This window comes from Pseudomonas sp. SHLD1, from assembly GCF_028640935.1.
In the GTDB taxonomy this organism is placed as follows: Bacteria; Pseudomonadota; Gammaproteobacteria; order Pseudomonadales; family Pseudomonadaceae; genus Chryseomonas; species Chryseomonas aestiva.
Window position 1 is genome coordinate 516,961 of record NZ_JAQZAD010000013.1, and the last position, 15,147, is coordinate 532,107.

Annotated in this window: 14 protein-coding genes, 2 tRNA genes and 1 pseudogene; 14 read left to right on the plus strand and 3 right to left on the minus strand. The window is 67.4% G+C overall.

The window, feature by feature from the left end; all coding sequences use genetic code 11:
- The first annotated feature begins 54 nt into the window (after nt 1-54).
- The 11 genes from truA to PVZ77_RS07840 all read left to right on the plus strand — a co-directional run bounded on the left by truA (nt 55) and on the right by PVZ77_RS07840 (nt 9,080).
- On the plus strand, nt 55-906 hold the full coding sequence (truA, locus tag PVZ77_RS07790) for a tRNA pseudouridine(38-40) synthase TruA (RefSeq protein WP_017641294.1): 852 nt from the start codon (nt 55-57) through the stop codon (nt 904-906).
- A gap of 54 nt (nt 907-960) precedes the next feature.
- Entirely contained in the window at nt 961-1,590 is a 630-nt protein-coding gene (locus tag PVZ77_RS07795; RefSeq protein WP_273806216.1) for a phosphoribosylanthranilate isomerase, read from the plus strand.
- Nucleotides 1,591-1,801: 211 nt separating this feature from the next.
- The gene (accD, locus tag PVZ77_RS07800) at nt 1,802-2,671 is read left to right on the plus strand and encodes an acetyl-CoA carboxylase, carboxyltransferase subunit beta (protein WP_133860856.1); all 870 of its coding nucleotides are present in this window, start codon (nt 1,802-1,804) and stop codon (nt 2,669-2,671) included.
- On the plus strand, nt 2,671-3,963 hold the full coding sequence (gene folC / locus PVZ77_RS07805; protein ID WP_273806217.1) for a bifunctional tetrahydrofolate synthase/dihydrofolate synthase: 1,293 nt from the start codon (nt 2,671-2,673) through the stop codon (nt 3,961-3,963). The genes accD and folC overlap by 1 nt, the downstream gene beginning before the upstream one ends.
- A gap of 3 nt (nt 3,964-3,966) precedes the next feature.
- The gene (locus PVZ77_RS07810; RefSeq protein WP_273806218.1) at nt 3,967-4,632 is read left to right on the plus strand and encodes an SPOR domain-containing protein; all 666 of its coding nucleotides are present in this window, start codon (nt 3,967-3,969) and stop codon (nt 4,630-4,632) included.
- Between the two features lie 54 nt (nt 4,633-4,686).
- The gene (locus PVZ77_RS07815) at nt 4,687-5,232 is read left to right on the plus strand and encodes a CvpA family protein (RefSeq protein WP_017641289.1); all 546 of its coding nucleotides are present in this window, start codon (nt 4,687-4,689) and stop codon (nt 5,230-5,232) included.
- Nucleotides 5,233-5,314: 82 nt separating this feature from the next.
- Nucleotides 5,315-6,823 carry an amidophosphoribosyltransferase gene (purF, locus tag PVZ77_RS07820; protein ID WP_133860853.1) on the plus strand — a complete coding sequence of 503 codons (1,509 nt, stop codon included), beginning with the start codon at nt 5,315-5,317 and terminating at the stop codon, nt 6,821-6,823.
- A 10-nt stretch (nt 6,824-6,833) separates the two neighbouring features.
- Nucleotides 6,834-8,045, plus strand: a complete 1,212-nt coding sequence (locus tag PVZ77_RS07825) for an O-succinylhomoserine sulfhydrylase (RefSeq protein WP_273806219.1) — start codon at nt 6,834-6,836, stop codon at nt 8,043-8,045.
- On the plus strand, nt 8,042-8,809 hold the full coding sequence (locus PVZ77_RS07830) for an SDR family oxidoreductase (RefSeq protein ID WP_273806220.1): 768 nt from the start codon (nt 8,042-8,044) through the stop codon (nt 8,807-8,809). The genes PVZ77_RS07825 and PVZ77_RS07830 overlap by 4 nt, the downstream gene beginning before the upstream one ends.
- An 80-nt stretch (nt 8,810-8,889) precedes the next feature.
- Nucleotides 8,890-8,965, plus strand: a tRNA-Val gene (locus PVZ77_RS07835).
- A 38-nt stretch (nt 8,966-9,003) separates the two neighbouring features.
- Nucleotides 9,004-9,080, plus strand: a tRNA-Asp gene (locus PVZ77_RS07840).
- 141 nt (nt 9,081-9,221) lie between these two features.
- On the opposite strand, the gene PVZ77_RS26020 is transcribed toward PVZ77_RS07840, so the two are convergent.
- The 3 genes and pseudogenes from PVZ77_RS26020 to kdgR all read right to left on the minus strand — a co-directional run bounded on the left by PVZ77_RS26020 (nt 9,222) and on the right by kdgR (nt 11,779).
- Nucleotides 9,222-10,085, minus strand: a complete 864-nt coding sequence (locus PVZ77_RS26020) for a methyl-accepting chemotaxis protein (protein WP_443218046.1) — start codon at nt 10,083-10,085, stop codon at nt 9,222-9,224.
- Nucleotides 10,077-10,859 (minus strand): annotated as a pseudogene (locus PVZ77_RS26025) (MCP four helix bundle domain-containing protein); the annotation flags it as partial. The pseudogene PVZ77_RS26025 and the gene PVZ77_RS26020, both read right to left, overlap by 9 nt.
- Before the next feature lie 110 nt (nt 10,860-10,969).
- Nucleotides 10,970-11,779, minus strand: a complete 810-nt coding sequence (kdgR, locus tag PVZ77_RS07850) for a DNA-binding transcriptional regulator KdgR (protein ID WP_273806222.1) — start codon at nt 11,777-11,779, stop codon at nt 10,970-10,972.
- A gap of 193 nt (nt 11,780-11,972) precedes the next feature.
- Between kdgR and PVZ77_RS07855 the strand changes: the two genes are divergently transcribed.
- The 3 genes from PVZ77_RS07855 to PVZ77_RS07865 are packed head-to-tail and all read left to right on the plus strand — an operon-like array spanning nt 11,973 to nt 15,146.
- On the plus strand, nt 11,973-13,268 hold the full coding sequence (locus tag PVZ77_RS07855) for an MFS transporter (RefSeq protein ID WP_273806223.1): 1,296 nt from the start codon (nt 11,973-11,975) through the stop codon (nt 13,266-13,268).
- Entirely contained in the window at nt 13,255-14,166 is a 912-nt protein-coding gene (locus tag PVZ77_RS07860) for an SMP-30/gluconolactonase/LRE family protein (protein WP_273806224.1), read from the plus strand. Before PVZ77_RS07855 ends, PVZ77_RS07860 begins: the two co-directional genes overlap by 14 nt.
- The gene (locus tag PVZ77_RS07865; RefSeq protein ID WP_273806225.1) at nt 14,163-15,146 is read left to right on the plus strand and encodes a sugar kinase; all 984 of its coding nucleotides are present in this window, start codon (nt 14,163-14,165) and stop codon (nt 15,144-15,146) included. Before PVZ77_RS07860 ends, PVZ77_RS07865 begins: the two co-directional genes overlap by 4 nt.
- Nucleotide 15,147 lies beyond the last annotated feature (1 nt).

The window sequence follows — 15,147 nt, forward strand, 5'->3', positions numbered from 1 at the left end:
AGAGGAGGGGAGGCGCTATAAGCTGCCTCCCCTTTTTTTTGCCTGGCCGTCGTCTTGGATTTTCTAGACCCCACGATCATCGTTCCGCCGCAGCGCATCGCCCTGGGCGTCGAGTACAAGGGCGCCCGCTATCGCGGCTGGCAGCGCCAGCAGCCGGGTGTGCGCTCCGTGCAGGAGACCCTGGAAGACGCCCTGTCCGAGGTTGCCGCGGCGCCCATCGCGCTGCATTGCGCCGGGCGTACCGATTGCGGGGTGCACGCCACCGGCCAGGTGGTGCATTTCGAGTCCCCCGTCGCGCGGCCGCTCAAGGCCTGGGTGATGGGCACCAATGCCAATCTGCCGTCGGATATCAGCGTGACCTGGGTCAAGCCGGTCAGCAACGAATTCCATGCCCGCTTCAGCGCCATGGCGCGGCGCTACCGCTATGTGATCTACAACGATCCCATCCGGCCCGCGCACCTGGCGGAGGAGGTCACCTGGAATCACCGTCCGCTGCGGATCGAGCCGATGCGCGAGGCGGCCCAGGTGCTGCTCGGTACCCACGATTTCACTTCCTTCCGGGCCAAGGCCTGCCAGGCGAAGTCGGCGATCAAGACCATCCATCATCTGCGTCTCTGGCAGAGCGGACGGCTGATCGTCCTCGACATCCGCGCCAACGCCTTCCTGCACCACATGGTGCGCAACATCGCCGGGGTGCTGATGGCGGTGGGCTGTGGCGAGCGGCCGGTGGAGTGGGTGAGCGAGGTCCTGGCCGCGCGAGAGCGACGGCTGGGGGGCGTCACCGCCCATCCCTATGGCCTCTACCTGGTGGATGCCGAGTATCCCGAGAGCACGCCCGTGCCGAAGCGGCCGCTGGGTCCGCTGTTCCTGGGGCATATCCCCGAGCTGGATGACCCCCAAGGCTGACGCTGCGCGGGTGGTCTGCTAACATCCATCGATTTGGAACGAGGTCATTCCGGTTTGGCTAACGTTCGAGTGAAGATCTGCGGGATCACCCGGGTCGAGGATGCACGGGCCGCGGCGGCTGCCGGCGCCGATGCCATCGGCCTGGTGTTCTATGCGCGCAGCCCGCGGGCGGTCAGCGCTGCCCAGGCCCGCCGGATCGTGGCGGCCCTGCCGCCTTTCGTGACCAGTGTCGGGCTGTTCGTCGATGCTTCGCCCTGCGAGATCGAGGAGACGCTCGACGCCGTGCCCCTGGACCTCCTGCAATTCCATGGCGACGAGTCGCCGGCGCAGTGCGCCCGCTATCGCCGTCCCTACATCAAGGCCCTGCGCATGCGCGAGGATATCGACCTCGCCGTCGTCGCCCGGGATTATGCCGGCGCCCGCGGGCTGCTGCTCGACACCTATGTCGCTGGCGTGCCCGGGGGCACCGGCCAGGCCTTCGACTGGACCCGGGTGCCGCAGGACCTGTCGCTGCCACTGATCGTGGCGGGCGGGCTGGACGCGGATAACATCGCCACGGCCATCGCCGCGTCCCGGCCCTTTGGGGTGGACGTGAGTGGCGGCGTGGAGCAGGCCAAGGGCATCAAGGATGCCACCGAGATCGCCCGATTCGTGGCGGCCGTGCGGGGTGCGCCAATCGCCTGATGTGACCCTCGTCGGGTGGTTGCCGTCCACACCTGCGACATATTCAAGCAGACCCGCCCCGGGTGGGTCTGACGTCCGGCTCCCCGGGAGCCGGCATGCGACAAGAGGGTAGCGGCCCGGGATACAGCGGGCGCTGCCGAACCTATTACAGATGCTCAAGGAAGGCGTGGCCCAGGCCACGCTGGGAGCCCATGCAAGTGGAGAGAGATGCATGAGCAATTGGCTGGTCGACAAACTGATTCCTTCCATCATGCGGTCCGAGGTGAAGCGCAGTTCGGTGCCGGAAGGTCTTTGGCACAAGTGTCCGGCCTGCGAAGCGGTCCTCTATCGTCCGGAGCTGGAAAAGAATCTGGACGTGTGCCTCAAGTGCGGTCACCACATGCGCATCAACGCGCGACGTCGCCTGGACATCTTTCTCGACGCCGAGGGTCGGGAGGAGCTGGGTACCGAGCTGGAGCCGGTTGATCGCCTGAAATTCCGCGACAGCAAGAAGTACAAGGATCGTTTCACCGCGGCGCAAAAGGAAACCGGCGAAAAAGACGCGCTGATCTCCATGCGCGGTACCCTCAAGGGCATGCCGGTAGCGGTCTGCGCCTTCGAATTTTCCTTCATGGGCGGCTCCATGGGTGCCGTGGTCGGCGAGCGTTTCGTCCGCGCGGCCAATGTAGCCCTGGAAGAGCGCTGCCCGTTGATCTGCTTCTCCGCCTCGGGCGGTGCGCGGATGCAGGAAGCCCTGATCTCCCTGATGCAGATGGCCAAGACCTCCGCAGTGCTGGCGCGTCTGCGCGAAGAGGGCATTCCCTTCATCTCGGTGCTGACCGATCCGGTCTATGGTGGTGTTTCCGCCAGTCTGGCGATGCTCGGCGACGTCATCGTCGCCGAGCCCAAGGCGCTGATCGGCTTCGCCGGTCCGCGCGTGATCGAACAGACCGTGCGCGAAAAGCTGCCGGAAGGCTTCCAGCGCAGCGAGTTCCTGCTGGATCACGGCGCCGTCGACCTCATCGTCTCGCGCAAGGAATTGCGTGATCGCCTGGCGCGCCTGCTGGCGACCTTCCAGCACCAGCCGGTCCCGGCGGCCTGATGGCTTCGCGCAGCCTCGCGCAATGGCTGGCCTATCTCGAGCAGCTGCATCCGTCGGCGATCGACATGGGCCTGGACCGGGTGCGCGAGGTCGCGCAGCGGCTGGGCCTGACCCGGCCGGCGCCGCGGGTGGTGACCGTGACCGGCACCAACGGCAAGGGCTCCACCTGCGCTTTTCTCTCCAGCCTGCTGCGTGCCAGCGGGCAGCGGGTGGGCGTCTATGCCTCGCCGCACCTGGTGCGCTACAACGAGCGCGTCGACGTGGACGGCACCCTCGCCAGCGATAGCGATCTCTGCACCGCCTTCGCCGCGGTGGAAGCCGCCCGTGGCGAGATCAGCCTGACCTATTTCGAAGTGGGTACCCTGGCCGCCTTCTGGCTGTTCGAGCGTGCCCGGCTGGATGTCGCCGTCCTTGAGGTCGGTCTGGGCGGACGCCTGGATGCGGTCAACCTGATCGATGCCGATCTGGCGCTGGTCACCAGCATCGGCCTGGATCATGCCGAATGGCTGGGCGATACCCGCGACAGCGTCGCCGTGGAAAAGGCCGGGATCTTCCGCGCCGGCAAGCCGGCCCTCTGTGGCGATCTGGAGCCACCCGCGCCGCTGACCGACGCCGCCGAGCGCCTGGGCGCGCCCTTGCTGCTGCGCGGCGAAGCCTTCGATCTGCGCATCGAGAGTGCCGGCTGGTTCTGGCGTGGGCGTGATGCCCAGGGCAACGACCTGGCGCTGCCGGGCCTGCCGCTGCTCGATCTGCCCATGGAAAATGCCGCCCTGGCCTTGCAGGCCTACGCGTTACTCGAACAACCCTGGCTGCCGCAGCAGATCGCGGCGGCGCTCCAGGCCACGCGTATGACCGGCCGGCTCGATCGCCGTCAGGTCGAGCGGGCAGGGCAGAGGCGCAGCGTCCTGCTGGACGTGGCCCATAATCCCCATGCCGCCGAATACCTGGCCCGCCGCCTGGCGATGAAACCGGTCGCCGGCGTACGGCGCGCGGTGTTCGGCGTCCTGGCCGACAAGGACCTGGACGGCATCCTGGCGCCCCTGGAAAGCCTGTTCGCCAGCTGGGCAGTGGCGAGCCTGCCGACCCCGCGCAGTCGCGAAGGTGCCGAGGTGGCCGCTCTCCTGGCGGCGCGCGGTGCGCGCGCCGAGGCCCATGCCTCGCTGCTGGCCGCCTTCGAGGCGCAACTGGCCGCCAGTGCGGCTGACGACGAGGTGGTGGTGTTCGGCTCCTTCTACAGTGTCGCCGAGGTCCTCGCGCAGCTCTCTTCCCCATCCGAATCCGCGGAGGCATAACCCATGCTCAAGCAAAGAGTCATCGGTGCGCTGGTGCTGCTGGCGCTGATCATCATCTTCGTCCCCATGCTCTTCAATCGCCAGGACGATGCCCGCAAGGTGGCGGTCGAGGCGCCGGCCCAGCCGGCCGCACCCACGATGCCCAGTACCGAGGTGCAGCCGGTGCAGACACCCGAGGCGCCGCCGGTGGTGGTGGTGCCGGACGAGCCGGCCAAGCCGCTCGGCAAGCCGCAGACGCCGATCGCCGGCACCTCCGGCCAGGCGCCGACGCAGAATGCGCCGGCGAACCCCGCGCCGGCGCCATCCCAGCCTGCCGCACCGGTCGCCAAGGCGCCCGCCGCCAGCGCACCCGTCGGCAGTGCTCCGGCGGCACCTGCGGCGGCCCCAGCACCCGCGGCCAAGCCGGATTCGCGCCTGGGCGCGGCCAATCTGCCCAACAGCTGGTCGGTCCAGCTTGCCAGCCTGTCGTCGCGGCCCAGCGCCGATGCCCTGCAGGCCAAGCTGCGTAGCCAGGGCTACAACGCCTATGTACGGACCGCCGACGGCATGAACCGGGTCTTCGTCGGGCCGGTGATAGAGCGCAGCGAGGCGGATCGCTTGCGCGACCAGCTCAACAAGCAGAATGGCGTCAAGGGCTTCGTCGTCCGCTTTCAGCCGGAGCGCGGTTAACCCGGTCACAAGGCTCTGCTAGAATGCAGGGCCTTTTTGTAAGTGGACCTTGCCGTGGGCTTCACCTGGGTGGACTGGGCGATCGTCGCCGTTGTCATCGTTTCCTGCCTGATCAGTCTCAGGCGCGGCTTCGTCAAGGAAGCGTTGTCATTGGCCACCTGGATCGTGGCCGGTGGCGTGGCCTGGGTCTTCGGCGGGGCCCTGTCCAATTACCTGGTGGACTATATTCAGGTGCCGTCCGGACGGGTGATCGCCGCCTGTGTCATTCTCTTCGTGCTGACACTGCTCGTCGGCGCCCTGGTGAGCTTCTTGCTTGGCGAATTGATCCGCGTCACCGGCTTGTCGGGCACCGATCGCTTTCTCGGCATGGCCTTTGGCGCCGCCCGCGGTGCGTTGCTGATCACCGTGGCGGTGGGGCTGCTGAGCCTGGGGCCGGTCCAGCAGGACGGCTGGTGGCAGCAGTCGGTGCTGGTTCCACATTTTCTCCTGGTGGCCGATTGGTCGAAGAATCTGCTGTTGGGCTTTGCCGGCCAATGGCTGGGCGCGACGCCCATGCCCAGTCTGCAACTGCTGCCACAGCTGGGGCCCAAGGCTCCTTGAATGGTTTTCCAGGCCTCGCACTGCCGGGGTCATCCTGCGATGGTTCGCCGTCGCATCACTTGAAACAGTGGGGTCGCGTCGCATGTGTGGCATCGTAGGTATCGTGGGCAAGACGAACGTCAACCAGTCGTTATACGACGCGCTCACCGTCCTTCAACATCGCGGTCAGGATGCCGCCGGTATCGTCACCAGCCTGGACGGTAAACTCTTCCTGCGCAAAGACAACGGCCTGGTCCGCGACGTCTTCCAGCAGCGGCACATGCAGCACCTGGTCGGCCGCATGGGCATCGGCCATGTGCGCTACCCCACGGCCGGCAGCTCCAGCTCCGCCGAGGCGCAGCCGTTCTATGTCAACTCGCCCTATGGCATCACCCTCGCGCACAACGGCAACCTGACCAACGTCGAGCAGCTGTCTCGCGAGATCTACGAATCCGATCTACGCCACGTCAACACCAATTCCGATTCCGAGGTGCTGCTCAACGTCTTCGCCCACGAGCTGGCGGTGCGCAACAAGCTGCAGCCGACCGAGGACGACGTCTTCGCCGCGGTCTCCGAAGTCCATGAGCGCTGCCGTGGTGGCTATGCCGTGGTGGCCATGGTGACAGGCTACGGCATCGTCGGCTTCCGCGACCCCAACGCCATCCGTCCTATCGTCTTCGGCCAGCGTCACACCGAATACGGCGTGGAATACATGATCGCCTCCGAGAGCGTCGCCCTCGACGTGCTCGGCTTCACCCTGATCCGCGACCTGGAACCGGGCGAAGCGGTGTACATCACCGAAGACGGACGGCTCTATACCCGCCAGTGCGCGCAGAATCCGCAGTACGCGCCCTGCATCTTCGAGCACGTCTACCTGGCCCGTCCGGATTCCATCATCGATGGCATCTCGGTCTACAAGGCCCGCCTGCGCATGGGCGAGAAGCTCGCCGAGAAGATCCAGCGCGAGCGGCCCGAGCACGACATCGACGTGGTCATCCCAATCCCGGACACCAGCCGCACCGCGGCCCTGGAGCTGGCCAACCACCTGGGCGTCAAGTTTCGCGAGGGATTCGTCAAGAATCGCTACATCGGCCGGACCTTCATCATGCCCGGCCAGGCCGCGCGCAAGAAGTCGGTACGCCAGAAGCTCAACGCCATCGAACTGGAATTCCGCGGCAAGAACGTGATGCTGGTGGACGACTCCATCGTCCGCGGCACCACCTGCAAGCAGATCATCCAGATGGCCCGCGAAGCCGGCGCCAAGAAGGTCTATTTCTGCTCGGCGGCTCCGGCGGTGCGCTTCCCCAACGTCTACGGCATCGATATGCCCAGCGTGCACGAGCTGATCGCCCACGGCCGGACCACCGAGGAAGTCGGCGAGCTGATCGGCGCCGACTGGCTGATCTACCAGGACCTGCATGACCTGCAGGAAGCCGTGCGCACCCGCAAGGCACCCAAGGTCGAGCAGTTCGACTGCGCGGTGTTCGATGGCGAGTACATCACCGGCGACGTCGATGCCGCCTATCTGAATCGGATCGAGCAGGCGCGCAACGACGCGGCCAAGGTCAAGCACAAGGCCGTCAGCGCCATCATTGATCTCTACAACGACTAAGGAGCTGCACATGAGCCAAGACTGGGATGCCGGACGCCTGGACAGTGATCTCGAGGGCGCGGCCTTCGAGACCTTGGCGGTGCGGGCAGGGCAGCAGCGCTCGCCGGAAGGCGAGCATGGCGAAGCCCTGTTCCTGACCAGCAGCTACGTGTTCCGGACCGCCGCGGATGCCGCGGCGCGCTTCGCCGGCGAGGTGCCGGGAAACGTCTATTCGCGCTACACCAATCCCACGGTGCGTACCTTCGAGACCCGCATCGCGGCCCTCGAAGGGGCCGAGCAGGCGGTGGCCACCGCCTCGGGCATGTCGGCCATCCTGGCCATGGTCATGAGTCTGTGCAGCGCCGGCGACCACGTGCTGGTCTCGCGCAGCGTGTTCGGCTCGACCATCAGCCTGTTCGAGAAGTACTTCAAACGCTTCGGCATCGAGGTGGACTACCCGCCGCTGGCCGATCTGGACGCCTGGCAGGCGGCCTGCAAGTCCAATACCCGGCTGTTCTTCGTCGAGTCGCCGTCCAATCCCCTGGCCGAGCTGGTGGACATCGCCGCCCTGGCCGAGATCGCCCATGCCCGGGGCGCGCTGCTGGCGGTCGACAACTGCTTCTGCACCCCGGCGCTGCAGAAGCCGCTGGCGCTGGGTGCCGATATCGTCATCCATTCGGCGACCAAGTACATCGATGGCCAGGGCCGGGGCATGGGCGGCGTGGTCGCCGGCCGTGCCGAGCAGATGAAGGAAGTGGTGGGTTTCCTGCGTACCGCCGGTCCGACCCTGAGTCCCTTCAATGCCTGGCTATTCCTCAAGGGCCTGGAGACGCTGAAGATCCGCATGCAGGCGCACAGCCAGACTGCGCTGGAGCTCGCGCGCTGGCTGGAAAGCCAGCCCGGCGTCGAGCGGGTCCACTACGCCGGCCTGGAAAGCCATCCGCAACATGGGCTGGCGTGCCGCCAGCAGAGCGCCTTCGGTGCCGTGGTGAGCTTCGAGGTCGCCGGTGGGCGTGACGCCGCCTGGCGCTTCATCGATGCCACCCGGATGATCTCCATCACCACCAACCTGGGTGACACCAAGACCACCATCGCCCACCCGGCGACGACCTCGCACGGGCGGCTGTCGCCGGCCGAGCGCGCCAACGCCGGGATCCGCGACAGCCTGATCCGTATCGCCGTGGGTCTCGAAGACCTGGGCGATCTGCGTCAGGACCTGGCCCGCGGACTGGCGGCCCTATGAGTCTGACGTTCGCACCGGTGGAACTGCGCGTCGCCCTGGTCACCGGCGCGGCGCGTGGAATCGGCCTCGGCATCGCGGCCTGGCTGGTGGCCGAGGGCTGGCGGGTAGTGGTGGCCGACATCGAGCAGGAGCGCGGCGCCAAGGTAGCCGCCGCCCTTGGTGACCGCGCCTGGTTCGTCGCCCTGGACGTGGCTGACGAGACTCAGGTGGAGTCCGCCGTCGCCCAGGTGATCGGCCAGTTCGGGCGGCTGGATGCCCTGGTCAACAATGCCGGTCTCGCCACTGCCCAGGGCCAGCCGCTGGAAAGCCTGGCACTGGCCGAATGGCGCAGGGTGCTCGGGGTGAATCTGGACGGTCCCATGCTGCTGGCCAAGCATTGCGCACCCTATCTGCGCGAGCAGCAGGGCGCCATCGTCAACATCGCCTCGACCCGTGCCCAGCAGTCCGAGCCCCATGGCGAGGCCTATGCCGCAAGCAAGGGCGGGCTGCTGGCCCTGACCCACGCCCTGGCCATCAGCCTGGGTCCGGAAGTGCGGGTGAATGCGCTTTCTCCGGGCTGGATCGATGCGCGCGATGCCCATGTGCGCGAGGCCGAGCCGCTGTCCGCCGCTGACCATGAGCAGCATCCGGTCGGGCGGGTAGGGACGGTGGAAGACGTGGCGGCCTGCGTGGCCTGGCTGCTGAGCGGCAACGCCGGTTTCATCAGTGGCGAGGCGATCACCCTGGACGGCGGCATGACCCGCAAGATGATCTACCGGGAATAGCGCCTCGTAGAAAATAAAATTAGAAAATTCCTTGACGGATCAAGGGGCTACGAGGAGAATGCGCGTCACCCGAAGGGGATGGCTGATTAGCTCAGCTGGGAGAGCACCTGCATCACACGCAGGGGGTCGGCGGTTCGATCCCGTCATCAGCCACCAAACTCTTCGGGAAGTGTTCCGCAAGGTTCACGCAATGCGCGGCGGTAGTTCAGTCGGTTAGAATACCGGCCTGTCACGCCGGGGGTCGCGGGTTCGAGTCCCGTCCGCCGCGCCACATAAGTTGTTCCGGGTCCTCTGAACTGCCCGAACGACGCAAGAGAAGCTGCCCTAGGGCAGCTTTTTTTGTGCCTGAAGATCAGGCCTGTCGATCGTTCGCGTGCTGGCGTCCTGTTCCCGGATCGATCGGCGGCTCCGTTCAGATCACGAATTCCGCCACCACCTGCCGGAGACCGGCCGCCAGGCGCGACACCTCGTTGCTGGCGCTGGAGGTCTGGCTGGCGCCTGCGGCGGTCTGGTCGGACAGGTCCTTGATGCTGATCAGGCCACGGTCGATGTCCTTGGCCACCAGGGCCTGTTGTTCGGCGGCCGTGGCGATCAGCGCCGTGCGCTCGTCGATGCCGCCCATGGCGCCGGCGATGGCCCGCAGGGCCCCGTTGGCTTCCCGGGCGACGGAAAGGGATAGCTCGGCGGTCTGGCTGCTCTGCCGCATGGCCTTTACCGCATCCGTCGAATCGTGCTGGATGGTGCCGATCATGGCTTCGATTTCCCGCGTCGACTGCTGGGTACGATGGGCCAGGGCGCGGACTTCATCCGCGACCACGGCGAAGCCGCGGCCCTGATCACCGGCGCGTGCTGCCTCGATGGCGGCGTTGAGCGCCAGCAGATTGGTCTGCTCGGCAATGGCGCGGATGACGTCGACGACGTTGCTGATTTCCTGGGCGCGACCCGACAGCGTCTGGATCTGGCCGCTGCTCTGGTCGACCTGGGTGGCCAGGCGTTCGATGGCCGTCAGGGTCGCGGCCACGTGCTCCAGGCCGGCCCGGGTGAGGGCGCTGCCCCGTTGCGAGGCGCCGGCACTTTCCTCGGCGTGGCGGGCCACCTCGTCCACCGCGGCGCTCATCTCCGTCACCGCGGTGGCGACCTGGCCGATCTCGTCGTGCTGCCTGAGCAGGCCGCGGTTGCCGTCGTCGATCACTGCGGTCATCTCCTCGGCGGCGGCGGCGAGTTGACTGGAGCTGTCCGCCAGATGGGCCACGGTGGCGCGCAGGTTGGCCTGCATGCCGGCCAGGGCGGTCAGCAGGCCGGCGGCCTCGTCGCTGCCCGCCACCTGGATGTCTTCGGCAAGGTCCTTGTTGGCGATCCGCTGGGCGATGCGCAGGGCTTCGCCGATGGGCACGGTGATGCTGCGCGTCAGCAGGATGGCCAGGGTGACGGTGGCCAGCAGGGTGGCGAGGATCAGGCCGACGACCCAGGCCAGGCCGTGCTCGTAGATCCGGCCCGCCGCGATGCCCGAAGCGACCGCACCGCGGTCGTTCAGCGCGGCCAGGCTTTCGATCTGCGCTTGCACCTGGTCGGCGGCGCTCCGCATGTCGCCGTTGGCGAGAGCCGCGGCGCCCGACAGGTCACCGCCGCGATAGAGGGTCGCGAAATGGTCCAGCAGACCCAGGTAGCCCGCGGCACCGTCCTGCACGGCCAGGTAGAGCTGCTGCTCCGCATCGCTGGATACCAGCGGCGCATAGTCCTTTACCACGGTGGCGAAGCGGCTGCGCAGATCGACCAGCGCGCTGGCCATTTCCGACCTGCGCGCTGAATCCTGCATACCCAGGCTTCTCAGGCTTTCGAGACGCAATCGAAGCAGTGCCGCGGTCATCTGCCCGGCCTGGCGGACGCTGGGCATCCAGTCCGTTTCCACCTCGATTTCCGACTGCCTGAGCTGCCGCATCTGGCTCAGGGCGATGACCCCGAGCGCGATGACGATTGCTACGATAATAGAGAAGGCCAAGGCCGACCGGCGACCCACCTTGAGTGTGCGCATCATCATGACAGTCACCATGAGGGAGGCCCGGCAGGACACCGGGCTGGATGTGTGATGTGCGTCACACGCTATAGCGGGTGGCTTAGCGGCGGCTTAAGGCCGAGGCGTCCAGCGGGCCATTGGTCTGCCTATGGCTGTGCACCCTGAACTGGGGCCTCGTGGGCCGGAGCACCCATCTGCGCCGAGATGCGCGCCGTGGTGGCGAGCATCTGCTCCACGTATTCGGCCTTGAGGTCTTCACGGAAGCGGAAGCAGGGAAAGGACACGCTCAAGCCGGCCACGACCTGGCCGAAGCGATCGCGGATCGGTGCCGCGAGGCACCTCATGTTGGCCTCGAATTCCTCGTGGTCTTCGGCGAAACCCAGCTCGCGGACCCGCGCCAGCTCCGCCAGATAGGCGGCCAGGCTGTCGAGGGTGTTGGGCGTGCGGCGGACAAAGGTCTCCTGGGCGAGGATCTGCCGTACCTCGGCTTCCGCTCGCCAGGCCATCAGCACCTTGCCGATCCCGGTGCAGTACAGCGGCGCCCTCCGACCGATGCGCGAATACATGCGCAGGGTGTAGCGCGAGTCGAGCTTGTGCACATAGACGATGGCGCCCTCGTCGAAGATGCCGAGGTGGACGGTCTCGCCAGTGAGGTCGTTGAGCAGGCGCATGCCCGGTTCGGCTTCGCGGACCAACTCCAGCTGGGGCAGGGCGCGAGCACCCAGTTCGAACAGCTTGACACTCAGGCGGTAGCGGTCCTCGGCATCCTGGACCACATAGCCCAGCGCCTTGAGCGTCTGCAGGAAGCGGTGGACGGTGCTCTTCGACAGGTCCAGTTGCTGCGCCAGTTCCGAGACACCGCAGTCGTCCTCGCGCTCGCCGAGGGCTTCGAGCACCGCCAGGGTACGCCCGACGGCGCTGACCATGTCATTGCCGAGATTTTGATTCTTTTCCATGGAACCGCCGGTCGCCTGATTGCCGGAACACTGTTCCATTCTGATTGACGGATGCAGGAAAGGCCAGCAACACTGTCTTCCAGCGAATGGAACAACGTTCCAAAGCTTTTCGCGCGTAAGGGTCTCTTTCCACCGCTGACGGTCGTCAGGGGTGCGAACAAAAACAACAACGGAACCTGCGACGATGAAATCCATGACCAAAGTCCCGGGCGCCCTGGCGCCTGCCGCTCGTACCCCTGGCTGGTTGCCCCGTGCCCACCCGGTGTCCTGGCAGATGCTGGGCATCACCACCCTGGCAATGCTGATGATCTCGGTGGATCGCCAGCTGCTGCCGACCGTGTTGCCGGCGATCATGCAGGAATTCGGACTGGACGCCGCCCAGGGCGGCTGGCTCAGTTCGCTGAGTTTCGTCGGCACCCTGATCGGCGCCCTGGTGGTGGGGGTGCTGGCCGACAGCGTCGGTACCGGCCACCGGCGTGCCTGGAGCTGGGTGGGGGCCTGCGCCCTGACCATAGGCTCGGCCTTCGCCACCGTCTATGCGCGTTCGCTGGGCGCCCTGCAGGTGCTGAGATTCACCATGGGCCTGGGCACCGGCGCCATGGAGCCGGTCAACATCGCCGTGGCCAGCGAATTCTGGCAAAAGGAAAATCGCGGCTTCGCCTTGGGCGTCCATCACACCGGCATGCCCCTGGGGCAATTCGTCGGCCCGGTCCTGATGGGGCTGATCCTGGCCACTGGCGACTGGCGCGCCACCTTTCTCTGGATCCCGCTGATCGGCCTGCCGATCATCCTGCTGCAGCTGTACCTGGGGCGCCGGCGCAACGAGGAGCAGGTCTATGCCTGGATCCGCGAGGAGGGGCTGACCGTTCCGGTCGACACCGCGGCGCCCGTCTCGCGCAATCCGCTGACCAACCTGCGCCAGGCCTTCGCCGAGCGCAACGTGCGCCTCTGCCTGGTGATGAATTTCCTGTTTCTCTGGACCGAAATGGGCGTGGCCACCTTTCTGACCTACCAGCTCACCAGCCAGCTGGGGCTGAGCCTGGCCGAGGCCGCGGTGATCTCGGGCGCCTCGGGGCTGGTGGGCTGGGCGGGACAGATCTTCTGGGGGACCCTGAGCGACCACCGGGGTCGCAAGTTCGCCCTGGGGATCCTGACCATCGGCTTCTCGATTTGCGTCGCCCTGTGCATGTTCATCGACAGCCGCGCCATGGCCTGGACCCTGCTGCTGGCCTGGGGCCTGTTCCGCAATTCGCCCTATGTGGTGCTCTATTCGCTGGCGGTGGATTCCTCACCGCGCGCGGCGGGCAGCGGCCTGGGGCTGCTCATCGGCGTGGGGCTGGGCCTGGCGGGCTTTCTGGTAGGGCCGGTGGCCGGTTACGTGATCGAGCACTTCGGCTGGCACTGGAGCTACGCCATGCTCGCCCTGAGCTGCCTGCTGGCGCTGATACCGCTGCGCTTCGTGGAGGAGACCCGCCATGGCGCCGCCTGAGTGCCTGTTCGACCATTGCGATGAGTTGGGCGAAGGCCCGGTCTGGGATGCCCGGGAGGAGCGGCTGCTGTGGGTGGATATCCTCGCCGGACGGCTGCTGCGTGCGGCGCCGCACCCGGCGGCTCCGGTCGAGGCACTGGGCTTCGGACGGCCGCTGGGCTGCGCCGTCCCCCACGTCGACGGCTCCACCTGGCTGGCCCTGAGCGACGGTGTCTGGCGCCTGGCCGCCGGTGCCTCCCAGCCGACGCCGGTCGCGCGGCCGCCCCAGGCGGTCCATGGATCGCAGCACCGCTTCAATGACGGCAAGTGCGATGCGCTCGGTCGTTTCTGGCTGGGTACCACCCTGCTCGACGAGGCACCCGGCGGCGGCCGGCTGTATCGCCTGGACCTGGATGGCCAGCTGCAGCCGATGCTCGACGGCATCACCGTGTCCAACGGCCTGGGCTGGAGCCCGGACAACCGGACCTTCTACTACATAGATTCGCCCACCCGCCGGGTGCAGGCCTTCGATTTCGATCTCGCCAGCGGCGCGCTCGGCCGCGGGCGTACCCTCATCGACTTCGGCGAGCAGCCTGGCGTGCCCGATGGCCTGGCCGTGGATAGCGAGGGGGCGCTGTGGATCGCCCACTGGGACGGCTACCGCCTGAGTCGCTGGAGCACCGAGGGCGAATTGCTCGCCTGGGTGGAGCTGCCAGTGGCGCGGGTGACCTCCTGTGCCTTCTACGGCGAGCGCCTGGAGCAGCTGCTCATCACCACCGCCCGGGTGGGCCTCGACGATTCCGCCCGCCAGGCGCAACCCCTGGCCGGGCGCACCTTTCGCCTCGATCCCGGCGTGACCGGCCTGGCGGTGTCCGCCTGCCGCGTGCGGGTTCCGGCACACCTTCAGGAGTCTGCATGACGCTACCCCTCGTTTCGTCCCCGCTGACCCGCATCGGCCTCATCGGCGAATGCATGGTCGAGTTGCGCAGTCAGGGGGATGGCCAGCTGGGCCAGGCCTTTAGCGGCGATACCCTCAATGCCGCCGTCTATCTGCGGCGGCTGCTCGGGGATGACCCGGTGCAGGTCGATTACCTCACCGCGGTGGGCGACGACAGCCTGAGCCAGGCCATGCGCGCCCGCTGGCGCGAGGAGGGGTTGAGTGACGCGCGGGTGCGGGTGCTGCCCGGGCGTCTGCCGGGACTCTATCTGATCCAGACCGATGCCGCCGGCGAGCGGCGCTTTCTCTATTGGCGCGGAGAGGCGGCGGCGCGGGAGTGTTTCGACGGCGCCGAGGCCCAGCCGCTGCTGGCGGCCCTGGCCGAGTACCAGGTGCTCTATCTCAGTGGCATCAGCCTCGCGGTGCTGACCGACACCGGTCGCGAGCGGCTGCTGGAGGCGCTGCGCCAGGCGCGCGCCGCCGGCACCCGCATCGTCTTCGACAACAACTACCGGCCGCGGCTGTGGCCGAACCTGCAGGCGGCACGCACGGCCTATCACCGGCTGTTGCACCTCACCGATGTGGCGCTGGTGACCTGGGAAGACGACGCCGCGCTGTTCGGCTTCGCCGACGAGGCGGCGCTGTTCGCCCAGTACGCCGAATGGGGCGTGGCCGAGGTGGCGCTCAAGCGCGGTGCGCGCAGCTGCCTGCTGCAGCATCGCCAGGGGCGCCAGGAGGTGGCCGGCGAAGCCGTGGCCCGGGTGGTGGACACCACCGCCGCCGGGGATTCCTTCAGCGCCGCCTACCTGGCCTGCCGCCTCCAGGGCGGGGCCCCAGAGGCGGCCGCCGCCTGGGGTCATCGCCTGGCGGCTACGGTCATCCAGCATCCCGGGGCGCTCATTCCGCGCGCGGTCATGCCGGCGCTGCCGCCCCTGATTCCCGCTCTCACTGCCCAGGCCTGAA